The organism is Methylobacterium ajmalii, from assembly GCF_016613415.1.
Classification (GTDB): Bacteria; Pseudomonadota; Alphaproteobacteria; order Rhizobiales; family Beijerinckiaceae; genus Methylobacterium; species Methylobacterium ajmalii.
Genome location: NZ_JACWCT010000026.1, coordinates 301 through 23,147, shown reverse-complemented (window position 1 = coordinate 23,147; position 22,847 = coordinate 301). Strand labels below are relative to the sequence as shown.

Sequence of the window (22,847 nt, the reverse complement as noted above, 5' to 3'; positions counted from 1 at the left end):
CCGGGAGAAACAACGGAACGGGGCGGCCCCTCGCGGGACCGCCCCTTTTCAATCGATGGATCAGTCGCAGCGCTCGCTGCGGACGGTCTTGCTGTCGCCGTACTCGTTGGTCTTCTTGACGGTCTTGGTCTCGCAGCCACCGACCGAGCCGGTCGACTCGACCGAACGCTTCTCGATCACGGTGCTGCGCTCGACAGGCGCCGAATCGCGGCGGATCACCGTCACGTCCTCGGCCAACGCCGGAACGGTGACCAGGGCGGCGAGGGTCGCCAGGGTGGCAAGACGAAGAGACATTGTCGGCTCCAGGCTCGAATGCTGTTCCGGGCTGCAAACGCCATGGTCAAGCCAACAGTTCCACAGGTTTCCACAGCAGACCGGCTCCGCGACGCGCCGGCGATCGAAGCGCCGCCGAGGCGGCGATCTGCGCCCTCGTGTCGCCGGTGCCCTCAAATCGGCGCGAATCCCGGCTGAACTGCCCTGACGCCGCGGGCCTGCCCCGAGCCCGCCGCGGCCCAGGAGAGCGCCATCGTGCCCGCAGCCGGCCCCGCCGACCACCGCTCATCGGGGGAGCCGGATTCCGTCGGGCTCGCGGCGCGCGCCGCCGAGTTCCTGCGCACGCTGCGGCTGCCGATCCCGCAGCACGCCTGGTTCTGGATCGGGATCCTGGCGCTCAGCGCCGGGGCCGGCCTGCTCTACGACGCGCTGTTCAAGAACGGCATCCCGCTGGTGGCGGCGATCCACGGGGTGTTCATCGGCGCCTGCGCGCTGCTGATGGAGCGCGGTACCCTGCTGCCGCGGCTGCAGGCACGCCTGCGCCGCCTGCCGACCTTCCTGTACGTGCCCATCGCCGAGCTCGCCTATGTCGGCATGATCACCCTCGGGCACGCCACCGGCGGTGTCATCGTGTGGAGCACGGGCCTGAGCCCCGAACCCTTCGCCGAGGCGGTGGTGCCCTCGCTCCGGGTCCTGGTCTACGCGCTCGCCGTCTCGGCGCTGCTCGTCTTCGTGGTGCGCATGCGCGACCTCATCGGCGCCGAGGTCTTCGTCAACCTGCTGGTTGGCCGCTACCACCGGCCCGTCGAGGAGGAGCGCATCTTCCTGTTCGTCGACGTCGTCGGCTCCACCGCCTACGCCGAGACCCACGGGGCGCTGAGAACGCAGGCGTTCCTCAGCGCCGTCTTCGCGACCCTGGCCGAGCCGGTGCGGCGCTGCCAGGGCTCGACCGACGACTTCGTCGGCGACATGGCGATGATCACCTGGCCGATGGCCCGCGGCCTGCAAGGCGCCCGCTGCGTCGCCTGCGTGCTGGCGATCCAGGACAGCCTGACCCGGGACGCGGCGGCCTGGCAGGAGCGCTTCGGCACCGTGCCGCGCATCCGGGCCGCCCTGCATGGCGGCCCGGTGGTCACCGCCGAGATTGGGGTCGACCGGCACAAGATCGCGTATTTCGGCGATGCGGTGAACGTCACCGCCCGGCTTGAGGCCCTGTGCCGCACCCTCGACGCGCCGGTGCTGATCTCCGGCGACCTCCTGGCGAAGCTGCCGCGCCTGCCCGAGGGCGTGCGCGCGCGTCCGCTCGGCGAGCACGCGGTGCGCGGGCGCGACCAGGTCCTGGCCGTCGCGGCCCTCGAGCCGGCGACGCAGACGGCGGCCTGAAAAGGCCGCACGATCGACCCGGTTCCGGCAATCGACCGACAGCATTCGGCCGCCCGGTCCCGCACCGCGGAGCGAACCCGCCGGTCTTCGGCGTCCGATCGCGCACGGATCGGCTAGCGTCACGCCGGGCCTGCACGTTCACCGCAGTCTTCGCCACCCGTCGCACTGTATCGCGGCACCCGACGGCGTCGGGAAACGCCGCCCCGCGCCGATTCGCCGTCGATCGATTCGTGCATAACTGAATTGCGACAGCATCGATCACCGAGCAACTCTTCGCGCCCGCCCGCGACACCTTATGGTTGGTCGCTCGATCGGCCGAAGGCCGCCGTCGGCGATTGCACCGGCTTCGATCGTCGACTTGCGACAACAGGATGAAGCTCGCACCGTTCAAAAGATAACAAATCCTCCAGATGGCATAAGCCGAAGAGGATATGGCCGAGGCATCGCCGACGGCAGAGATAGTTGCCCGGGACGCGCAGGCTGAGGCGAGCACAACCCTGCCTCGATCCCCCCTCCTGCAAGATTTATGAACGGCATTGAGCCGCTGGGGAAGGTCGCTTGTTTTTCCCTTGCGGTTCTGGCGCCGACGCCATAGTTGCACGCAGAAGCAAACCCGGACATGGCCTGCCGTTTCGGCGCCCTCCCACAGAGTCCTGAGGCAGGGATGTCCGAACGTGTCATGGATCGATCGGGAGAAGAGGACTAAGTGATGAGTGACACCGAGGCGTCGACGGACCACATCCAGCTGGCGGCGGATATCGTGGCGGCATTCGTGAGCAACAACTCGTTGCCGGTTGCCGAGCTTCCGGCCCTGATCGCTTCGGTCCACTCGGCGTTGGGCGGCCTCGGCAACACCGAGACGGCGGACCCGGCCGAGCCGCTGACCCCGGCCGTTCCGATCAAGAAGTCGATCATGCCGGATTATCTGGTGTGCCTCGAGGACGGCAAGAAGTTCAAGTCGCTGAAGCGCCACCTGCGCAGCCGTTACGGCCTGACGCCGGAAGAATACCGCGCGCGCTGGAACCTGTCGCCCGACTACCCGATGGTGGCACCGAACTACGCCGCGGCGCGCTCGGAACTGGCCAAGACCATGGGCCTCGGTCAGCAGCGGCGCAAGGCGCTGCGCGGCAACGAAGGCTGAGCCGGACCGCGGGGCCGAAGGCGGCCTGCTGCATCTACAGATTGCAAACGGCGTCGCGCTAATCCCAGTCGGGGTTGGGCCGCTCGCCGATCAGGCAGTTGGCCCGGGGCTCGCCCTGGGCCCGCTGCAGCAGCGGTCCGGGATCGCCGCTTGCCACCTCGCGGATGATCTTGGTGCGGATCGCGGCGGCGAACTGGTCGCGCTCGCGGACCGGCACCATGAAGCTCCCGCTCCCGCCGATCACGCAGTCGCGGTAGTAGCGGTCGAGATCCTTGATGTCCCACGGGCCGCTCGGCTCGCGGATCATCAGCGGCAGGCCGTTGATGACGATCCCCTGCCCTACCGCATCGTCCCGCGCCCGGGTGACGGAGCGGCCCTGGTTGTTCGGCCCGTCCCCCGACACGTCGATCACCCGCCGCATCGCCTCGAAGCCGCTGCCGGCAAGGAGTCCGGCGGAAAAGTCGATCGCGCTGGCGATCGAAGTCCAGGTCGAGCGCCGGGGCGGGCTCTGGCTCAGCCGTTCGGCGAAGCCGGCGGCCTCCTCTGCTCCGGCGATGAGCGTCCAGGGCACCACGACCCGCTGGTTGCCGACCCCTGCCCACTCGACGTAGGTCACGGCGATGCGCCCGACCATGCCCTGGCGGATCGCCTGGTGCACCGCCGGGTTGCGGAACGCCTCGACGTAGCCCTCCCGCTGCACCGCCTGCTCGTCGCCGGTCATCGACAGGGAGACGTCGACCGCCAGCACCAGGGCGACGTCGACCTCGACCGGCGCGTCCGCGGCCCGGACCGGAGGGCCTGCCGCCGTGGCGGCGAGGAGGCAGGCGAGAAGCGCGGCGACGCGTGACCTCATCCGGGAACTCCCGTGCGCCGGCCCGAGACACCCCGGCGGAGCGCCAGGATCGGCCGCGCGGCAGCCCGAATGCAAGCGCCGCGAAGGCCTTGCCTCGACACGCTCGCGTGAGGGGCCGCCGTCTCAGGCCGATGCGGGCCCCCGGGGCGAGGTGGCGTTCTGCTGTGGATGAATCCGGGGACAGGCCGCGCCTTAGGCTGGGGACAACGCGCTCCCGCGAGAGTCCGGTCCGTCCAGCCGCATCGCGCGGCGCGAGAGTCCTTCCCGATGCGCCGCACCTCCAGCCTCGCCGATCGCCTGTTCTGGCCGATCCTGGTCGGTGGCGCGGCGAGCCTGTGGTTCGGGCCCAAGGCCCTCGGAGTCGCCGGGCTGGTGGCCCTGGTGCTGGTGCTGCACCGGCTCGGCCGGGGCGGCCGCTTCCGCCGGCGGGTCCGGGCGATCGCGCGCCGCCATCGCGAGACCCTGGCGCTGCGCCGGCGCCAGGAGAGCTACGTCGATCCCTACGGCAACGAGATCCTCGACGGCTGGCTGCGCGAGCGCAGCTACTTCGCCGACCGCACGGTGCTGCCGCGCCTCGAGGCCGAGGGCTACGGCGACCTGATCGCGGCGCGCTACGACGAGATCCTCGACATCGTCGAGGCAGCCTCCCTCAGCGTGGTGCTGCCGGACGAGGACGATGCGGCGCCGACGGACGGGATCGCCTACGAGCGCTTCTGCGCCACCCTGCTGGAGCGGGCGGGCTGGGACGCGCGCACCACCCGGGCCGCGGGCGACCAGGGCGCCGACGTGGTGGCGGAGCGGGACGGGGTGCGGCTGGTGGTGCAGTGCAAGCGCTATGCGAAGCCCGTCGGCAACGGCGCGGTGCAGGAAGTGGTGGCGGCGCGCAGCTACTGGAATGCCGACCACGCGGCGGTAGTCTCGAATGCCGGCTTCACCCGCGCAGCCCGCAAGCTGGCGGCGGCGACCGACGTGCTGCTCCTGCACCACGACGCGCTGCCCGACATCGAGACGTGACCGGCGGGATCACCACGGCATGCCGACGGGATCTCTCCGGAGGCGAGAGCCGGCGGCAGAGATCGGCGCGACGCCCGCCGGTACCGGACGCCGCGGCGAGGTCAGTGAGCGAGAACGCCGAGTTCCCAGATCCGCTTGAACTCCCGCTGCGCACGCTCGCGCAATTCCTCGATCGTGGACGGGGCGCCAGGCACGAAGCTCGCGGTCATGAAAGCTCCGGCATCCACGCCGCTCTCGCTGCTGCGCTGCCCGGCCGTACGGAGCGTCGCGCCCAACCCGGTCTCGGCCGAGGACGAAATCCGCACTGCACTCATGACCGCTTCCTCCTACGCGTTTATGTTGAGCACGATAGTGCGCCGGCTCTGTTCACAACGCAACCGTGCTGCGCGCCAAACAGGCAGTATGTTGCCTGATTTCGACACATTCGCCCGGACCCCTCGCCCATGATGCACCGTCACGACACCGCTGGGCCCGGTGCCGCCGATCGCGGCACGGGGCGGCGGTGAGCCGCTTCACCAGGCTGCCCGGCCTCGCCGTCCGGGCCCTCGTCGGCCTGGTCTATCCGCCGAGCTGCATCGCCTGCGGCGGAGCGACGGCGGTACCGCACGCACTCTGCGCCGCGTGCTGGCGCGAAATGCGCTTCATCGAGCGGCCCTATTGCGAGCGGCTGGGGACGCCGTTCTCGGTCGATCTCGGATCGCCCGGCCTGCTCTCCCCGGCCGCGCTCGCCGACCCGCCGGTCTATCAGCGCGCCCGGGCGGTGGCCCGCTACGACGCGACGGCGCGGCGCCTGGTGCAGCGGCTGAAATACGAGGACCGCCTCGACCTCGCGGGGGCGCTCGGCGGGATGATGGCGCGGGCGGGCGCCGAACTCATGGCCGAGGCCGACCTCGTGGTGCCGGTGCCGCTCTGGCGCTGGCGGCTGTGGCGGCGTCGCTTCAATCAGGCCCATCTGCTCGCCCGGGTGGTGGCCCGCGGGAGCGGCGTGACGGTGGCGCCGGACCTCCTCGCCCGGGTGCGGCGGACCCGCCAGCAGGTGGGCCTGACCCGGGCCGCCCGGGCCGAGAACCTGCAGGGCGCCTTCCGGGTGCCGGAAGCGGCGCGGGCGCGGCTTCAGGGCAAGCGCGTGCTGCTCGTCGACGACGTGCTGACCACCGGCGCGACGGCGAACGCCGCCGCCCGCGCGCTCCTGCGCGGCGGGGCGGCGGCGGTCGACGTGCTGGTCTTCGCCCGCGTGGTCAGCGACGGGCGCGACGTGGTGTAGATCAGGCGCGCTGCACGCCGCCGATCGGGTTCGCCTGGCCGGCCTCCGGCTCGCCGGACGTGCTCAGGACCTTGCCGCGGGGACCGACCCAGACGCCGACCCACTTGCGCGACCACAGGGCGAGGCAGCCGAGCACGACCGCCGTGAAGGCGGCGTAGAACAGGAAGCCCGCCGCGAAGCCGCCGGTATACTGCTTCGACAGGCCCATGGCGTTCGGCAGGATCGCGCCGCCGAGCGCGCCCACCTCGCCGATCATCGAGCCCGCCACCGCGGTGTTGGTCGGCCAGCGCAGGGGCACGAGCTGGAACAGCGCGCCGTTGCCGGCGCCGAGCGCCGCGAAGCAGACCATGAACAGGATCGTGGTGACCAGCAGCGTCGGCGCCGCGGTGAGCATCAGGAACGAGCCGACGGCGGCGAGCAGCACCACGGTCAGGACCAGGATGCCGCCGATCCGGTCGGCGAAGTAGCCGCCGAGGATGCGGATGCCCGAGCCCATCAAGGCGGCCAGCATGGTGAGCCGCCCGGCCTCGATCTTGGTGACGGCGAACTGCTCGTAGAAGAAGGTCGGCAGGAAGTTCGACAGGCCGATGAAGCCCCCGAAGGTGATGACGTAGACCAGGTTGAAGGCCCAGCCGTCCTTCTCGAACAGGCAGGAGACGTGCTGCTTGAAGCTCTGGTGCTCGCGGTCCGGCGGCTCCTGGGCGAAGACGACCATGACGGCGAGCGGGATCAGCATGAACGCGCCGGCGAAGCCGTAGACCGCTTGCCAGCCATAGGCCTGGGCGAGCGGCGGCGCGAACAGCACGGCGAGCACGGTGCCCGAGTTGCCGGCCCCGGCGATGCCCATCGCCAAGCCCTTGTGCTCCGGCGGGAACCAGCCCGAGCCGAGGGACAAGGCGACGCCGAAGGACGCGCCCGCGATGCCGAGCAGCACGCCCATGGCGAGCACGTCGGTGAACGAGTGCACCAGGAAGAAGCCGTAGGCCATCGCCAGGACGATCAGCGACATCTCGGTGATCGCAGCGTTCTTGCGCCCGATATACTGGGCGAGCACGCCGAGGGGAAAGCGCATGATGGCGCCGGCCAGGATCGGCAGCGAGATCATGAACCCGGTCTGGGCCGGCGTGAGCTTGTAGTGCTCGGTGATGAACGGACCCATGGCGCCGTTGAGCACCCAGATCGCGAAACAGAAATCGAAGTACAGGAATGCGGCGAACAGGGTCGGGGGATGGCCCGACTTCATCACGGTCTTGAAACTGGCCATCTCACGAGCCTCACGCATGGCCCCCGCGGGGGGTCTTCGACGCGCTTCAGGGCGAGGATCGTGCAGGACCGGCGAGGCCCGTTCACGCTCCTCCGTCTGTCGGACATCCCTGTCCAAGGCTCGGGCGTCGTTGCCCCGCGGGCCATGAGGCCAGCCTGCGGGGGTCGTTTGCAGCTTTCGTGCCAGTGCTCGAAGGCCGGTTCTTCGGGGATCACGCCGGATCGAGGGCCCGCCCGCCTGCCTCAGGGGCAGGCAGGAGCTGGCGCGCGGGGCGGCAGCGGGAGACCGGAGCCGCTCATACGAAATCCGGTTGATCGCTCCGCGATGCGGATTTCGGCTCCGCTCAAGCGCCGCGCGGGCTGGTGATACCGTGTCCGGAAGGGATCTTCCGGAAACGGTATCAGACGCTCACGTCGACGATCTGCCCCTGGCCTGGCGGGGGCGGGGCCGGGATGTTGGCCGTCTCGGCGACGTAGGCGGCGACGCTGCGCTCGGCATCGAGCGCCTGGCGGGTCACGAGGGTCGCGACCTGCTGGCTGTAATTGGCGCCCTGCGTGGCGACGGCGAAGGCGGCGAGGGAGGCGGAATCGATGCTCATGACCGAAAGCCTGCCGCCCAAGCATGACCAGCCGGTGAAGATGTCAGCTCAAAAGCTGCGCCATCCGCGAGAGGGCCGCGGCGAACCCGGCGAGCGGCACCGTGATGGTGTCGGCCTCGCCGTTGGGCTTGGTGCCGGTGATCCGCAGGTTGACGGCGGTCTTCATCGCGTCGGTGGCGACCGTCGGGAAGCTGATCGGCACGATGCAGCCGGCCTGGACGCAGGAGGTGTAGGGCGCCCCCTTGCCGAGCGTCGCGTCGTCGAGCTTGAAGGTCACGCCGGGCTCGATCGACAGGCCGAGCGGCATCAGGAGCAGGCCGTTGCTGCGCCCGTCCTGCGGCGGGTTGAGCTCGATGCTGAAGCGGCGCTGCCCGGTCTGGGCCACGCCCTGCGCCTGCGACAGCTGGCACTGGCGCTTCTCGTTCTCGCGGGTGCAACTGATGGTCCAGTCGCCATAGACCTCGCTCACCGCGCTGGCGCCGTTGGGCCAGGCACCGGTGGGCGTCGCCACCACGGGCGGCGCGGCCTCCGCCTTCGGGGCCGGGGCGGGCTTGGGGGCGGGGCGCCGCACCGGCTTGGGCGCGGCCTTGTGCGGCGCCTCCGCCGCCGGCGGGGCCTCGACCGCGGGCTCCTCCTGGGCACGGACGGGACCCGCGAGGAACGCGGCGAGGACAAGCAGGCTGGCGACGGGAAGGCGGCAGGGCGGCATGATCGATTCCTCGGCGCCCGCCCACGCCGGGGCGCGGAACGGGCCTGTGTCTCGCCGCCCGTCTAGAGCGCGGCGGGCCGGAAGGGAAGCCGCCGGACGGTCGAACCCCGTGCCATGCCGTTGAGATCCTTCAATTATCTTGGATCCATTCCAATCAGCGGCGTTCGGCCGGGATCACCGTGCCGGCTCGGCGTCAGCCGAGGTCCTCATGCCACGTGCGCCCGTCGCGCTCGATCAACGCGATGGCGGCGGTCGGCCCCCAGGTGCCGGACTGGTAGGGGCGCGGCGGCTCGGGACGGTCGGCCCAGGCGTCCAGCAGGGTATCGGCCCAGGCCCAGGCCGCCTCGACCTCGTCGCGCCGCATGAACAGCGTCGCGTTGCCCCGCACCACGTCCATCAGCAGGCGCTCGTAGGCGTCCGGGTAGCGCTGGTTGAAGGTCTCCTCGAACGAGATGTCGAGGCCGGTCGCGCGCAGGCGCATCCCGCCGGGACCGGGCTCCTTGGTCATCACCTCGAGCTTGATGCCCTCCTGCGGCTGCAGGCGGATCACCAGCCGGTTCGGCTCGCGGGCGAACTCGTCGGAGAAGATGCTGAACGGCGAGGAGCGGAACTGCACCACGATCTCGGAGACCTTCTGGGGCAGCCGCTTGCCGGTGCGTAGGTAGAACGGCACGCCGGCCCAGCGCGGCGTCATCAGCTCGAGCTTCAGGGCCACGAAGGTCTCGGTCAGGCTGTGGGCCTCGCCGCCGAGGTCGGCGGCGTAGGAGGCGACCGGCTGGCCGTTGACCGCGCCGGCGACGTACTGGCCGCGCACGGTGCGCATCGCCACCTCGTGGGCGGGGATCGGCTTGAGGGCGCGCAGGACCTTCAGCTTCTCGTCGCGCACCGCGTCGGCATCGAGCGAGAGCGGGCTCTCCATGCCGAGCAGGCAGAGGAGCTGCAGCATGTGGTTCTGCAGCATGTCGCGCAGCGCGCCCGACGTGTCGTAGTAGCCGCCGCGCCCCTCGACCCCGACCGTCTCCGCCACGGTGATCTGGACGTGGTCGATCACGTCGGCGTTCCACAGCCGCTCGAAGATCGTGTTGGCGAAGCGCAAAGCCAGCAGGTTCTGCACCGTCTCCTTGCCGAGATAGTGGTCGATGCGGAAGATCTGGCTCTCGGGAAAGACCTTGCCGACCTGGTCGTTGATGGCGCGGGCCGAGGCGAGGTCGTGGCCGATCGGCTTCTCCAGCACCACGCGCGAGCGCTCGCCGATCAGGCCGTGGGCGCTGAGGTTGCGGCAGATCGAGCCGTAGAGGCTCGGCGAGGTGGCGAGGTAGTAGGGCCGGACGTGGTCGGGGCGCTCGGCGAGCAGGCTCGCCAGGTCGTCCCAGCCCTCGTCGCCGGCCCCGTCCACCGCGACGTAGTGGAGATGGGCGAGGAAGCGGCCCACCGTGTCGGGGTCACGGTCGGCCGTCGGGACGTGGCGCTCGAGCGCCGTGGCGGCGAGGTTCCGGTACTCGTCCGTGCCGAGATGGGTGCGGGCCGCCGCGACGATGCGGCTCTCCTCCGGGATCTGCCGGTCGCGGAAGCGCTGGTAGAGCGCCGGCAGCAGCTTGCGCATCGTCAGGTCGCCGGTGGCGCCGAACACGACCGCGTCGAAGGCGGCGACGGGGATGATCTTGTGCATCGGGTGACGGGTCTCCCGTTCCTCGCCGGCGCCCCTTCCGCGAGGGGCTGGCCGGCCTCCTGCCGCGGGACGAGCACGTTTCGCGCCCGACATCCCGCGGCGTCTCGATTCGGCATGCGTGCCGGGCGCGTCCGTGCCTCCGACGCACCCGGGAGGCGATGAAAATCCGGCCTCGCGGGCGGGCCGCGTCAGAACGAGGCCGGCGTCGCCGCGGCCTCCCTGATCCCCTCGTCCGCCCCGGTGCTGCCACCCGCGAGCGGCGCCTCCATGTGGGCCGCGAAGGCGGCCTTGTGGTCGGGGTGCCAGCGCGACAGGGCCGGGCGGTTGCGGATCACGTCGTCGGAGGACCAGCGCATGCGCTTCTCGTCCATCTCACGGGTGGTCTCGTTGTCCGGGCAGAGGACGTAGAAGTCGCCCGCCGCCATCCGGTCGAGCAGCAGGGCGACGGTCTCCTCCGGCGTCCAGGCGCCGGCCGGCTTCTCGGTCACGCCGCGGGCGCGGGTCAGGCCGGTATAGACGAAGCCCGGAATCAGCAGGTGGGCGGTCACCGGAGAGCCGGCCTCGCGCAGCTCGTGGGCCAGCGCCTCGGCCGTCACCTTCACACCGGCCTTGCTGACGTTGTAGGGCGTGTTGCCCGGCGGCGTGGTGATGCCTTGCTTGGAGCCGGTGACGATCACCGCGCCGGGCCGCCCCCGCTCGATCATGCCCGGCACGAAGGCCTGGAGCGCGTTGATCACGCCCCACAGGTTGGTGTCGAGGATGCGGTGCCAGGTCGCGGCGTCGGAGAAGAAGCGTCCGCCGGCCTCAATCCCGGCATTCGCCATCAGGATCGACACCTCGCCGAGGGAGGCGGCCTCGCGGGAGAGGGCCGCGAGGGCCTCGGGGTCGGTCACGTCGGTCGGCATCGCGCGCACCTCCGCCTCGCCACCCCGGGCCGCGGCTGCCACAGCTCGACCGGCCGCCGTCAGCGCCTCGCCGGGCAGGTCGGCGAGCACGACCCGCATCCCGGCCTCGGCGAACGCCCTGGCGGCGGCAAGGCCGATGCCGCTCGCGGCGCCGGTGACGACCGCGACGCGGCCCTGCGCGAGGGCGGGATGATGAGTCATGCTGCGCTCCACCTCGGGCGATCCCGGAGGATGCCGGTCTGCGGGACCGCAGTCCCGTGCTCCAGGCCGGCAGGTAGGCAGCCGCGCGGGAAACGCCACACGCGGCGGCGCAAAAAATGTCGCTGCATCCGGCCGATCCGCGTCGGGACGTCCGCGGCTCCGACAAAGAAAAGAGCCGGCCCCCTGGGAGGAGCCGGCCCGTCGTCGCTCGGTAAGATGTCCGCGGGCTTACTCGCCGGAGGGCTCGGACGGCTTCGGGAACAGCTCGCCGGAGGGCTGGCCCTCGCCCTCGGCGCCCTCGAAGCGGGTGCGGCGGCGGCGGCGCGGACGGGGTGCCGGGGCCTCGTCCGATGCCTCGACCGCGGTCGCCGGCGGGGCGGGCGGGGCCTCCTCGACCGGGGCCGGGTTCGAGACCGCCGGACGCACCGGCGTGGTCAGGAAGGCCGGCAGGCCGGTCGGCTCGTCGGCGGCCAGCACCGGCTCGGAGCGCGGCTCCTCGCGGCGGCGCTCGCGGCGGAACTCGGAGCGACCGCCCTCGCGGTAGCCCTCCTGGCGGGGAGCATCTTGGCGAGGAAAATCTTGGCGAGGGGAATCCTGACGAAGGGACTCCTGCCTCGGCGCGTCCTGCCGGGCGTCGTCCTGCCGCGGCTGCTCGACGCGGGAGAGGTCCTGACGCTCGGAACGAGGCTGGCGGTCCTGACGCTCGCTGCGCTCGGGACGGTCCTGCCGGTCGCGCTGCTGGCGCTCCGGGCGGTCCTGTCGATCCTGGCGGTTCTGCTGGAACCGCTCGCGGCGCTCCTGCCGGTCCGGACGGTCCTGCCGCTGGGTCTCGCCGCGGTCCTGGCGCTCGTAGCGCGACGGGCGGTCCTCGCCGCGGCCGTCATAGGGCTGGGGCTGCTGGGAGGGGTCGCCGTAATCGTCGGCGGCGCCGTAGCCCGACTGGGCGTAGCCGTTGCCGCGCTCCTGGCCCCGGTCTTGACCGCGCTCCTGGACGGCGTAGCCGTTCGTCGGCGCGCCCTCGTCGTCGCCCTCGTCCTCGTCGTCGTAGCCCTGGCGGCCGTAGGTGCCGCCGTACTGCTGGCGATACTGCTCGTTCGCCGCCGTGATGATGCGAAAATAGTGCTCGCCGTGCTGGAAGTAGTTCTCGGCCATCACCGGATCGCCGCTGGCCTGGGCGTCGCGGGCGAGCTGGGCGTACTTCTCGGCGATGTGCTGGGCCGTACCGCGGATCTTGACGTCGGGACCGTTCGACTCGTAGGCCCGGGTCAGCGGGTTCGGCCCCTTGTTGTTGGTGCGGTTGCGACCACGCATACGCCTGTTCTGGTTCGGTCTCATCGGTCTCGACTGACCCTCTTCGACGACTTGAAGGGCGGGGCTTCACGCGCGGAGCGGGGCTTCGTCCGCGGATCCGGCGGCCGTGTGCCGGCCTGCTCCGTCTCCGCAGCGATGTCCGCCGTGCCCTGTGCGACCGCGGGCCGTCTCGCCGCCGGCCGCCCTCGATCCACAGATGCGGGTCACCGGACCGCCTACGCGCTGATTGGTCTGCCCGGTGGTGGAAGATCGTCCGAAGGTCCGCGTCCGATGTCGCGCCTAAGAACCGAGCCTGGCTGTGATATCCGGACCGTTCACGATCTACCCTGGGACGTTAGCGGTTTCGGCCGGCGCCGCCAAGTGATTTCGAGTCGATTTCCCGTCTCGTCCAGGCCGGTTTCGGGGATAATGCGTCCGGAACCCGACAGATCGGCGTCACGTCGCGATCCGCGGCGCCATCACGACCACGCGCGGATGCCCGGCGAGGTCGCGCCGGACCTCGGGCATGAGCCCGTGCGCCGCGGCGAGCCCGCGCAACGCCGCCTCCTGGTCGTAGCCGATCTCGACCACGAGATGCCCGCCGGGCGCCAGCAGCGGCGGCACCTGGGCGAGGATCGCCCGGTAGGCGTCGAGCCCGTCGGAGCCGCCGTCGAGGGCGAGCCGGGGATCGTGGTCGCGGACCTCGCCGGACAGGCCGTCGACGATCGTGCTGGCGATGTAGGGCGGGTTGGCGACGACGAGGTCGAAGGGCCCGGCGAGCGCCGCGGCCCAGTCCCCGGCCGCGAAGGCGGCGCGATCGCCGACGCCGTTGCGGGCGGCGTTCGCCCGGGCGGTGCGCAGGGCGCCGGGCGAGCGGTCGAGCCCGAGGCCCTCGGCCCGCGGCCACTCGCTGAGGAGCGCCACCAGGATGCAGCCCGAGCCGGTGCCGAGATCGGCGAGGCGATGGGCGCCGTCCCGGCGCAGGCCGAGGCCGAGGGCGGTCTCGACCAGGGTCTCGGTGTCGGGCCGCGGCACCAGGGTCTCGGGCGACAGCGCGAAGGGGAGGCCCCAGAACTCCCAGGCGCCGATGATGCGGGCCACCGGCTCGCCGGCGGCGCGGCGCGCCAGGAACGCGGCGAGCCGCGCCGCCCCCTCCGGGCCGACCGGCGCGTCGCCGCGCAGGGCGAGGTCGGTGGCGGTGACGCCGAGCGCCTCCTCGACCAGGATGCGGGCGTCGAGGGCGGCGGTCTCGATGCCGCCGGCGGCGAGGACGTCCACGGCCCGGGCGCGGGCCGCGATCCGGCTCGTATCCGGGGCCAGCGCGATCACGTCATCCCCTCGGCGGCGAGGAGCGCCGCCTGGTGCTCGGTGATCAGCGCGTCCACCACCTCGTCGAGGGCGGTGCCGGCCATCACCTCCTCGAGCTTGTAGAGGGTCAGGTTGATGCGGTGGTCGGTCACCCGGGCCTGCGGGAAGTTGTAGGTGCGGATCCGCTCCGAGCGGTCGCCGCTGCCGACCTGCGACTTGCGGTCGGCGGCGCGGGCGGCGTCCTTCTGGCTGCGCTCCTGGTCGTAGAGCTTGGCCCGCAGCAGCGCCATGGCGCGGGCCCGGTTCTTGTGCTGCGAGCGCTCTTCCTGGACGAAGATCACGATGCCGCTCGGCACGTGGGTGATGCGGATCGCCGATTCGGTCTTGTTGACGTGCTGGCCGCCGGCGCCCTGCGCCCGCATCGTGTCGATCTTCAGGTCGGACTCGTTGACCTGGATGTCGACCTCCTCCGCCTCCGGCAGCACCGCGACGGTGGCGGCGGAGGTGTGGATGCGCCCCTGGGTCTCGGTGTCGGGCACGCGCTGCACCCGGTGGGCGCCGCTCTCGAACTTCAGCCGGGCGAACACGCCCCGGCCCTTCACCTCGGCCACGACCTCGCGATAGCCGCCCATCGTGCCGGCGCTCTCCGAGATGACCTCGACCTTCCACCCCTTCAGGTCGGCGTAGCGGGAATACATCCGAAACAGGTCGCCGGCGAAGAGCGCCGCCTCGTCGCCGCCGGTGCCGGCGCGCACCTCGAGGATCGCGCTCTTCTCGTCGGCCGCGTCCTTGGGCAGGAGCAGGAGCTGGAGCGCGCGCGCCGCGCCGTCGCGGGCGGCCTCGGCCTCCGGCTTCTCCTCCGCCGCGAGCGCCCGCATCTCGGGATCGCCCTCGGCGATCATCTCCTCGACCCCGTGCAACGCCGTCTCGGCGGCCCGGAAGGCGCGGATCGCCTCGACGACGGAATCGAGGTCGGAGAGCTCGCGCGAGAGCTGGACGAAGCTCTCCGCGTCGGCCTCGCCGGCGCTCAGGATAGCGGTGACGATGTCGTGGCGGGCCAGGATGGCGTCGAGACGGTCGGACGGGATCGCGATCATACGAAGGATATGGCCATGCGCAGCGGACGGTTCAGCCGGGGCGGCCCGCGCCCGGTGCCGGAGATGGTGCCGCGTATAGCAGGTCTGCGGGGGATGGGGAGTCGGTGCGGGCTCGCACGCGCTTGCACCATGGCAGTACGGCACCGCCCGTCACACCCGAGCCTTCGGCCGACCGACCCGGCAAGGGGCTTGCGACGGGTCGATCTCGCAGAGGGAGCCGATCGTGACGCATGCCACCGTGCTGGAGGATCTGTTCGACCGCTGGGAGCGCGTCTGGCACGAGGGCGCCTTCGACCTCGTCGAGTTTTGCGTCGCGCCGTCTTACGTCCGGCATGACGAGATGGGCGACCGCACCGTCGCCCGCGAGGACTACGCGGCGGAGCTCTCGCGCTTGAGGCAGGCGCGTCCCGATATCAGGATCATCGTCTACGATCATAGCTTCGAGGGTGATCGCGCCCGGTTTCGCTTCACGATGAAATGGACGGACCTCGAAAGCAGCGAAGTGCGAACCCGCGCCGGTCTGCAATCCTACCGTACGGAAGCCGGCCGGCTGGCGGAAACCTGGGTCATCATGCAGCCCGTCGGCTCGGCCTGGAGTGATACCGTGGCCCAGGCGAGCTGGACGGGTCGCGCGCCCGGCCGATAGGGCGGCCGCCGAGACGCCGGATCCAGTCCGACGCCGAAAACCGCCTTGGCGCACCCCGAGGCCGTGCGGGATCTTCGCGGACAGGGTCCTCCCGCTTCCGTCTTGCAGGCGACGAGCCGCGGGGTGGCAATCTCGCAACCCCGCTTGTCAGGGACAGGTCGTGAACGCAGCCCGATCGTCACGGCGAAAGCCGATCCGGTCGGGCGTTCGATGACGGCGATGGTCACGAACGGCACGCCGTTCGGATGTCTCACTCCCCGGCCGGCGCAGGATCGACAGGCGGCGGCCGGAGAGGGTCTTTCCCGACGTCACGTCATCGTCGATCCGAGGGAACGGACCGCTTTCGGGTCGGTGCGCGCACGCGGCCCGCTCAGATCGGGACGCCATGCTCCTCGGCGAAGGCCGCGAGCGCCGGGCGCAGGGACGCGCCGTCCTTGGTCCGCGCCAGCTCCTGCTCCAGGAAGGCCGCGACGGCGCCGGCATCGATCCCCAGCACCATCGCCTTGACCGGGCCGATCGAGGCCGGGGACATCGAGAGGGCGCGGAAGCCGAGGCCGATCAGCGCCATCGCCTCGAGCGGCCGCCCGCCGATCTCGCCGCAGACCGTCGCCGGGGTCCCGGCGGCGTTGGCCCGCTCGGCGATGAGCCGGAAGGCCCGCAACGCCGCGGCGCTCAGGGGATCGAAGCGGTTGGCGACCTGGCGGTTCTCGCGGTCGACCGCGAACAGGAACTGCATCAGGTCGTTGGACCCGACGGAGAGGAAGTCGGCCTCGGCCGCGATCTCGTCCATCTGGAACAGCAGCGAGGGCACCTCGACCATCACGCCGAGCCGGCATTCCGACGGCAGCGGGTAGCCGTGGCGGGTGAGGTGCGCCTTCTCGCGCTCCACGATGCCCCTCGCCTGGACGAACTCGTCCACGGTCGCGACCATCGGGAACATGATCTTGAGCGGGCGACCGCGCGCCGCCTTGAGCAGCGCGCGCAGCTGCATCCGCAGGAGGCCCGGCCGGTCGAGGCCGATGCGGATCGCCCGCCAGCCGAGCGCCGGGTTCTCCTCCTCCAGCGACTTCATGTAGGGCAGCACCTTGTCGCCGCCGATATCGAGGGTCCGGATCGTCACCGGCAGCTCGCCGACCGCGTCGAACACGGTCTCGTACAGGATCTGCTGCTCGGCCGCGCTCGGCATCCGCTCGGCGACCATGAACTGCAGCTCGGTGCGGAACAGCCCGACGCCCTCGGCCCCGGTCTCGTGCAGGTGCGACAGGTCGACGATGAGGCCGGCATTGAGCTGGAGCCCGACCGAGACGCCGTCGCGGGTGACCGCCGGCACGTCGCGCAGGGAGCGGTACTGCTCCTGGCGGCGGGCCCGCAGGCGCGCCTTCTCAGCGTAGGCCGCCTCGACCTCGGGCCCGGGGCGGATCTGGATCTCGCCGGTACCGCCGTCGACGATGATGGCGTCCCCGGTCTCGACCAGCGCGGTGGCGTTGGCCACCTCGCCCACCGCCGGGATGCCCAGAGCCCGGGCCACGATGGCGATGTGGCTCGTCGGGCCGCCCTCCTCCAGCACCACGCCGCGCAGGCGGGCGCGGTCGTAGTCGAGGAGCGCCGCCGGGCCCATCGAGCGCGCCACCAGGATGGCGTTCTCGGGCATCGCATCCGGACCGATCGTCTCGCGGCCGACGAGCTGGCGCAGGAGCCGGTTGGCGAGGTCGTCGAGGTCGTGCAGGCGCTCGCGCAGGTAGGGATCGCTCTGGCGCAGCATCCGGGCGCGGTTGTCGGACTGCACCCGCTCCACCGCGGCTTCCGCCGTGAGGCCCGACAGCACCGCCTCGCGCATCCGCCGCAGCCAGCCCTGGTCGTGGGCGAACATCCTGACGGTCTCGAGCACCTCCCGGTGCTCGCCCGCCCCCGCGACGTCGCCGCGCTCGACGAGGTCGTCGATGGCTGCGCGCACCTCCGCGATGGCGGTGTCGAGGCGTGAGGCCTCGCGCTCGACGTTCTCGGCGATCAGGGTGCGCACGACGATGCGCGGCTCGTGCAGCACGACGTGGCCGAGGCCCACCCCGTCGGCGAGCGCGACGCCGCACTGGCTCAGCGCCCGGCGCGAGGCGCTGACCGTGCCGGGCGACAGCGCCTGCAGCTCGCCCGAGGCGATCATCTCCGCCAGCACCATGGCGGTGGTCTGGAGCGCCTCGATCTCCTCCTCGGAATAGACCCGGTAGGTGCGGTTCTGCACCACGAGCACGCCGAGGGTGTTGCCGGCGCGCAGGAGCGGCACGCCCAGGAAGGCGTGGTAGACCTCCTCGCCGGTCTCGGGCCGGTACGAGAAGGCGGGATGCGACTGGGCGTCGGAGAGGGAGAGCGGCTCGGCGGTGGCGGCGATCAGGCCGACCAGGCCCTCGCCGGCCCGCATGGTCGTGAGGTGCACCGCCTCGCGGTTCAGGCCCTCGGTGGCGAAGAGCTCGAGGTTGCCGTCGTCGCGCAGGACGTAGACCGAGCAGACCTCCGCGACCATGTTGGACGCGATCAGGACGACGATACGGTCGAGGCGCGCCTGCGGGCCGACGGGCTCCGCCATGGCCTCGCGAAGGCGGCGCAGTAGCAGGCGCGGGCCTCCAGGCGCTGCGGGCATCGTCTCGTGTTCCACCCTTTAGCGAGCCGGACCCTGCGCGACGCAACCCAAGGATCGGCCCGCGCGGGCCTGACGCATCGGCCCCGTCATCGCCGTATAGCGAGTCCGACGCCCGGCCGGCAAGCGTCCTTCCGGGGGAGAGGCCGGTGCAACGGCCCCGCCCGCCGGGAAACGGGCGACGACGTCCGTCACAAGCGACGACGCCCCGCCCGCGGGATTCGCGGACGGGGCGTCGGTTCGGCGACGTGTTGCGGGCCCTGTCCCGGGGCCGCCGGAGCGTCAGGCCTTGTCGAGGCCGTAGAGGGCGTGGAGCGTGCGCACCGCCAGCTCGGTGTAGGCAGCGTCGATCAGCACCGAGAACTTGATCTCCGAGGTGGTGATCGCCCGGATGTTGATGCCCTTCTCGGCCAGCGCCCGGAACGCCTTGGCGGCGACGCCGGCATGGCTGCGCATGCCGATGCCGATCGCCGAGACCTTGACCACGTCGGTGGCGCCCTCGATCCGCTCGCACTCGACCGTACCGGACTGCGCCTCCAGGATCGCGCGGGCCCGCTCGTAGTCGGCGGCCGGGACCGTGAAGGTCATGTCGGTGGCGGCACCGTCGCCCGACACGACCTGGATGATCATGTCGACGTTGATGTTGGCGTCAGCCAGCGGGCCGAAGATGGCGGCGGCGATGCCGGGCTTGTCCTTCACCCGGCGAAGCGTGATCTGGGCCTCGTCCTTCGAGAAGGCGATGCCCGTGATGATCTGCTGTTCCACGATATCGTCCTCGTCGCAGATGAGGGTGCCGGGGCGGGCGTCGTCGGGGTCGTCGAAGGAGGAGCGCACGGTGGTCGGCACCCGATGCACCATGGCGAGCTCGACCGAGCGCACCTGGAGCACCTTGGCCCCCAGCGAGGCCATCTCGAGCATCTCCTCGAAGGCGACCCGCTCGAGGCGGCGAGCCTTCGGGACCACCCGGGGATCGGTGGTGTAGACGCCGTCGACGTCGGTGTAGATGTCGCAGCGCTCGGCGCCGATCGCCGCCGCGATCGCGACCGCGCTGGTGTCGGAGCCGCCGCGCCCGAGCGTCGTCAGGCGGCCGGTCTCGGCGTGGATGCCCTGGAAGCCGGCGATCACCGCGACCTCGCCGCGCTGGAAGCCGACATCGAGGCGGGCACCGTCGATGTTCTGGATGCGGGCCGAGCCGTGCTGGTCGGAGGTCTCGATCGGAATCTGCCAGCCCTGCCAGGAGCGGGCCTTGAGGCCCATCTCGTTGAGCACGATGGCGAGCAGGCCCGACGTGACCTGCTCGCCGGAGGCGACGACCGCATCGTACTCGGACTGGGCGTAGAGGGCCGAGGCGTCCTTGCACCAGGCCACCAGCTCGTTGGTCTTGCCGGACATCGCCGAGACGACGACCGCCACCTCGTAGCCGGCCCGTACCTCCCGGGCGACGTGGCGGGCGACGTTGCGGATGCGGTCGACCGTGGCGACGGAGGTGCCGCCGAATTTCATCACCAGGCGGGGCATGGGGATCCGATCGAACAAACTGCTTCGAACAAACGGCTCTTGCGAACTGCTCTCGCCGACCGCCCTCGCGACGCGTCTGCCGCAGCGCGAGATGGTGGGCGTCCGGCGGGTACAAGCGCCCCGGGCCGGTGTCAACGTCGCGGGCCCCTCGGCGGCGCATCACGGCGGTTGGCCCGGGACGGCGGCTGCGCTACCTCGACGCCGAGAGACCCTTCGAGAGACCTTTTCTCTCCCACCCACAGGAAGGCCTGGCGCCGATGAGCGAACCGACCGGACCCTCGATCGACCGCGACGAGGTCGCCCGCTTCGATCGCCTCGCCGCGACCTGGTGGGACGAGACGGGACCGATGCGGGTGCTGCACCGCTTCAACCCGGTGCGCCTCACCTATATCCGCGACACGGTCTGCCGCCAGTTCGGCCGCGACCCGCTGGCCCCGAGCCCGCTGGCGGGCCTCAGCCTCGTCGATGTCGGCTGCGGCGGCGGCGTCCTGTCGGAGCCGCTCGCCCGGCTCGGCGCCGAGGTGACCGGCCTCGACCCGGCGGTGACCAACGTCAAGATCGCGCAAGCCCATGCCGACGAGGCCGGCGTGCCGGTGCGCTACCGGGCCGAGACGATCGAGGACGTGGTCTCGGCCGGCGAACGCTTCGACGTGGTCTGCGCCATGGAGGTGGTTGAGCACGTCACCGACATGCCGGCCTTCGTGCGCACGGCCTGCACGGCGGTGAAGCCCGGCGGCCTGCTCTTCGCCGCGACGATCAACCGGACGATGCGTTCCTTCGCGCTCGCCATCGTGGGGGCGGAATACGTCCTCGGCTGGCTGCCCAAGGGCACCCACGACTGGAACAAGTTCGTCACGCCCGACGAGCTGCAGGACGCCGTCGAGGGCGGCGGCCTGACCGTCACCGATACGACCGGCGTCGTCTTCAACCCGCTCACCAACCGCTGGAGCGCCGCCCGCGACACGGCGGTGAACTACATGATCGCGGCCGAGCGCCTGCGGGCCTGACGGCGGCAACCCGGACCCGCCTCCCCCGGTTGTCGCCGCGACACACCGAGGAGAGACGGGTCCATGCTGGAAAAGATCCCCCACGCCCTGGGCGAGGCCCTGTCGGGCCTCCGCGCCGGCATCGAGACGACCGCCTACCACGCAGAGTTCGAGGGCGCGCCCGAGGCGATCCGGGTGGCGAGCCCGGCCTTCGGCGACGGCGCCGCGGTGCCGGCGCGCTTCACGCAGGACGGCGAGAAGCTCTCGCCGCCGCTCGCCTGGAGCGGAATTCCGGCGGGGACCGCCGCCCTGGTGCTGCTGGTCGAGGACGCCGACAGCCCGACGCCGAAACCGATCGTCCACGCCATCGCGTGGGACCTGGAGCCGACGAGCGAGGGCCTGGCCGAGGGGGCGCTGGCAAGCCCGGGCTCCACCGGCACGATCGAGGAAGTCGGCAAGAACACCTTCCTCAAGGCCGGTTACCTGCCGCCCGACCCGCCGACCGGCCACGGGCCGCACCGCTACCTGTTCCAGGTCTACGCGCTGAACCGGCGTCTCGGCCTCGAAGGGACGCCCGGCCGCGGCGCCCTCCTGGAAGCGATGCACGGGCACGTCCTCGCCAAGGGCGCCCTGACCGGGACCTATGAACGGCCCTGACGGGCCGCGTGCCGGCTTGCCAGCGGCCGCGGCCTGGCCCACCACTCGGGGCGCAAGCCGCCGGACGCGCGGCGGGGAGGATCGGTGACGATGAAGGCACTCCTGTGCAAGGCGCTCGGCGGCCCGGACGACCTGGTGATCGAGGAGGTGCCGGATCCGGTGCCCGGGCCGGGCGAGGCCCTGGTGCGGGTGAGCGTCGCGGCGCTCAACTTCTTCGACACGCTGATTATCGCCGGCCGCTACCAGGTGAAGCCGGACCTGCCGTTCTCGCCCGGCGCCGAGGCCTGCGGGGTGATCGAGGCGGTCGGACCGGGCGCCGAGGCGTTCCGCGTCGGCGAGCGCGTCATCGTCCATCTCGGCTACGGCGCCTGCCGCGAGCGGGTGGTGGCGCCGATCTCCGGCCTGACCCGGGTGCCGGAGGGCGTGAGCGACGAGCAGGCGGCCGGCCTCTCGGTCACATACGGCACCTCGCTGCACGCGCTGCAGGACCGGGCGAACCTCCAGCCCGGCGAGACCCTGGTGGTGCTCGGCGCCACCGGCGGCGTCGGGCTGGCGGCGGTGGAACTCGGCCACGCGATGGGCGCGCGGGTGATCGCCTGCGCCTCGTCGGCCGAGAAACTCGAACTCGCCAAGGCCCACGGCGCCGACCTCACCCTCGATTACGGCCGCGAATCCCTGCGCGAGGGCCTGAAGCGGCTCGGCGGCGAGGCCGGCATCGACGTCGTGTACGATCCCGTCGGCGGCGAGTATTCCGAGCCGGCGCTCCGCTCGCTCAACTGGAAGGGCCGCTTCCTCGTCGTCGGCTTCGCCGCCGGCGAGATCCCGAAAATTCCGCTGAACCTCGCCCTCCTGAAGGGCATCGACATCCAGGGCGTGTTCTGGGGCGCCTTCCTCAAGCGAGAGCCGGAAGGCCACGCCGCCAACCAGGCTCGCCTGTTGTCGCTGGTGCGCGAGGGCCGCCTCTCCGCCAAGGTGCACGGCGTCTACCCGCTGGAGGAGGCCGCCTCCGCCCTGGGCATCCTGGCCCGCCGCGAGGCGATGGGGAAGGTGCTGCTGCGCCCGTGAGCCCCCTCCCCTCCCGCCCATGGCGGGAGGTTTCGGGCGCCGACGCGGGAACAGTTCGGGCGCCACGCCGTTCCCAGCGTGGCTTTTCGTTTTCCAAGCGTCAGGACGGAGACACCGTGGGCGACATCATCCGCATCATCCTGCTCGTCGTGATCCCGCCGATCGGCGTGCTGTTCACCGTCGGGTTCGGCCTGCAGTTCATCCTGAACGTGTTGCTGACGCTGTTCGGCTACATTCCTGGCCTGATCCACGCCATCTGGGTCGTGACCCGCCGCAACTACTGAAGCGCCATCGGCCAAACGAAAAACCCCGCCGGCGATGCCGAGCGGGGTTTTTCGTTTGGTTTGGTTGCGGGGACAGGATTTGAACCTGTGACC

General features: G+C 71.5%; 22 protein-coding genes. 9 read left to right on the top strand and 13 right to left on the bottom strand.

What is annotated here, in order from left to right; genetic code table 11:
* Window positions 1-60: 60 nt before the first annotated feature.
* Window positions 61-294, bottom strand: coding sequence for a hypothetical protein (locus HPY23_RS04335; RefSeq protein WP_060845499.1), 234 nt, complete (start codon window positions 292-294; stop codon window positions 61-63).
* A gap of 336 nt (window positions 295-630) precedes the next feature.
* Between HPY23_RS04335 and HPY23_RS04330 the strand changes: the two genes are divergently transcribed.
* Window positions 631-1,656, top strand: a complete 1,026-nt coding sequence (locus tag HPY23_RS04330) for an adenylate/guanylate cyclase domain-containing protein (protein WP_175539947.1) — start codon at window positions 631-633, stop codon at window positions 1,654-1,656.
* A 709-nt stretch (window positions 1,657-2,365) separates the two neighbouring features.
* Complete coding sequence (locus HPY23_RS04325; RefSeq protein WP_060845498.1) at window positions 2,366-2,797, top strand: Ros/MucR family transcriptional regulator; 432 nt, start codon at window positions 2,366-2,368, stop codon at window positions 2,795-2,797.
* A gap of 58 nt (window positions 2,798-2,855) precedes the next feature.
* On the opposite strand, the gene HPY23_RS04320 is transcribed toward HPY23_RS04325, so the two are convergent.
* Window positions 2,856-3,650, bottom strand: coding sequence for a DUF1194 domain-containing protein (locus HPY23_RS04320; RefSeq protein WP_060845497.1), 795 nt, complete (start codon window positions 3,648-3,650; stop codon window positions 2,856-2,858).
* Window positions 3,651-3,917: 267 nt separating this feature from the next.
* Here HPY23_RS04320 and HPY23_RS04315 point away from each other — a divergent pair, with 267 nt between their 5' ends.
* Window positions 3,918-4,664: a restriction endonuclease gene (locus tag HPY23_RS04315; protein ID WP_091886010.1), complete on the top strand. Its 747-nt coding sequence runs from the start codon at window positions 3,918-3,920 to the stop codon at window positions 4,662-4,664.
* A 101-nt stretch (window positions 4,665-4,765) separates the two neighbouring features.
* Here the strand turns inward: HPY23_RS04315 and HPY23_RS04310 are convergent, their stop codons facing one another.
* Window positions 4,766-4,978 carry a hypothetical protein gene (locus tag HPY23_RS04310; protein WP_091886007.1) on the bottom strand — a complete coding sequence of 71 codons (213 nt, stop codon included), beginning with the start codon at window positions 4,976-4,978 and terminating at the stop codon, window positions 4,766-4,768.
* 188 nt (window positions 4,979-5,166) lie between these two features.
* Between HPY23_RS04310 and HPY23_RS04305 the strand changes: the two genes are divergently transcribed.
* A complete protein-coding gene (locus HPY23_RS04305; RefSeq protein WP_060845494.1) occupies window positions 5,167-5,928 on the top strand; it encodes a ComF family protein in 762 nt (253 codons plus the stop codon).
* A gap of 1 nt (window position 5,929) precedes the next feature.
* Here HPY23_RS04305 and HPY23_RS04300 read toward each other — a convergent pair whose 3' ends face one another.
* The 8 genes from HPY23_RS04300 to prfA form a co-directional block, all read right to left on the bottom strand.
* A complete protein-coding gene (locus tag HPY23_RS04300; RefSeq protein ID WP_060845493.1) occupies window positions 5,930-7,192 on the bottom strand; it encodes an MFS transporter in 1,263 nt (420 codons plus the stop codon).
* A 400-nt stretch (window positions 7,193-7,592) separates the two neighbouring features.
* Window positions 7,593-7,790: a putative motility protein gene (locus HPY23_RS04295; protein WP_091886002.1), complete on the bottom strand. Its 198-nt coding sequence runs from the start codon at window positions 7,788-7,790 to the stop codon at window positions 7,593-7,595.
* A gap of 43 nt (window positions 7,791-7,833) precedes the next feature.
* Window positions 7,834-8,499, bottom strand: a complete 666-nt coding sequence (locus HPY23_RS04290) for an invasion associated locus B family protein (protein ID WP_091885997.1) — start codon at window positions 8,497-8,499, stop codon at window positions 7,834-7,836.
* Window positions 8,500-8,692: 193 nt separating this feature from the next.
* A complete protein-coding gene (gene zwf / locus HPY23_RS04285; RefSeq protein ID WP_091885994.1) occupies window positions 8,693-10,168 on the bottom strand; it encodes a glucose-6-phosphate dehydrogenase in 1,476 nt (491 codons plus the stop codon).
* 188 nt (window positions 10,169-10,356) lie between these two features.
* Complete coding sequence (locus HPY23_RS04280; RefSeq protein ID WP_091886308.1) at window positions 10,357-11,274, bottom strand: SDR family NAD(P)-dependent oxidoreductase; 918 nt, start codon at window positions 11,272-11,274, stop codon at window positions 10,357-10,359.
* Window positions 11,275-11,502: 228 nt separating this feature from the next.
* Entirely contained in the window at window positions 11,503-12,585 is a 1,083-nt protein-coding gene (locus HPY23_RS04275) for a DUF4167 domain-containing protein (protein ID WP_175539940.1), read from the bottom strand.
* A 435-nt stretch (window positions 12,586-13,020) separates the two neighbouring features.
* Window positions 13,021-13,884 (bottom strand): peptide chain release factor N(5)-glutamine methyltransferase, encoded by an 864-nt coding sequence (gene prmC / locus HPY23_RS04270; RefSeq protein ID WP_210344537.1) that lies wholly within the window; start codon window positions 13,882-13,884, stop codon window positions 13,021-13,023.
* Window positions 13,885-13,889: 5 nt separating this feature from the next.
* Window positions 13,890-14,969, bottom strand: a complete 1,080-nt coding sequence (gene prfA / locus HPY23_RS04265) for a peptide chain release factor 1 (protein WP_091885984.1) — start codon at window positions 14,967-14,969, stop codon at window positions 13,890-13,892.
* A gap of 223 nt (window positions 14,970-15,192) precedes the next feature.
* On the opposite strand from prfA, the gene HPY23_RS04260 reads away from it, so the two are divergent.
* Entirely contained in the window at window positions 15,193-15,615 is a 423-nt protein-coding gene (locus HPY23_RS04260; protein ID WP_091885981.1) for an ester cyclase, read from the top strand.
* A gap of 370 nt (window positions 15,616-15,985) precedes the next feature.
* Here HPY23_RS04260 and ptsP read toward each other — a convergent pair whose 3' ends face one another.
* Both ptsP and HPY23_RS04250 read right to left on the bottom strand, forming a co-directional pair.
* Window positions 15,986-18,247, bottom strand: coding sequence for a phosphoenolpyruvate--protein phosphotransferase (gene ptsP / locus HPY23_RS04255; protein WP_060845485.1), 2,262 nt, complete (start codon window positions 18,245-18,247; stop codon window positions 15,986-15,988).
* A gap of 279 nt (window positions 18,248-18,526) precedes the next feature.
* Window positions 18,527-19,762: an aspartate kinase gene (locus HPY23_RS04250; RefSeq protein WP_091885978.1), complete on the bottom strand. Its 1,236-nt coding sequence runs from the start codon at window positions 19,760-19,762 to the stop codon at window positions 18,527-18,529.
* Window positions 19,763-20,019: 257 nt separating this feature from the next.
* Between HPY23_RS04250 and ubiG the strand changes: the two genes are divergently transcribed.
* From ubiG to HPY23_RS04230, 4 genes are all read left to right on the top strand, one after another.
* Window positions 20,020-20,769: a bifunctional 2-polyprenyl-6-hydroxyphenol methylase/3-demethylubiquinol 3-O-methyltransferase UbiG gene (ubiG, locus tag HPY23_RS04245; RefSeq protein WP_091885975.1), complete on the top strand. Its 750-nt coding sequence runs from the start codon at window positions 20,020-20,022 to the stop codon at window positions 20,767-20,769.
* A 63-nt stretch (window positions 20,770-20,832) separates the two neighbouring features.
* Window positions 20,833-21,405, top strand: a complete 573-nt coding sequence (locus HPY23_RS04240) for a YbhB/YbcL family Raf kinase inhibitor-like protein (protein WP_091885972.1) — start codon at window positions 20,833-20,835, stop codon at window positions 21,403-21,405.
* 90 nt (window positions 21,406-21,495) lie between these two features.
* The gene (locus tag HPY23_RS04235; RefSeq protein ID WP_091752037.1) at window positions 21,496-22,470 is read left to right on the top strand and encodes an NADPH:quinone oxidoreductase family protein; all 975 of its coding nucleotides are present in this window, start codon (window positions 21,496-21,498) and stop codon (window positions 22,468-22,470) included.
* Between the two features lie 116 nt (window positions 22,471-22,586).
* A complete protein-coding gene (locus HPY23_RS04230) occupies window positions 22,587-22,754 on the top strand; it encodes a YqaE/Pmp3 family membrane protein (protein ID WP_064504300.1) in 168 nt (55 codons plus the stop codon).
* Window positions 22,755-22,847 lie beyond the last annotated feature (93 nt).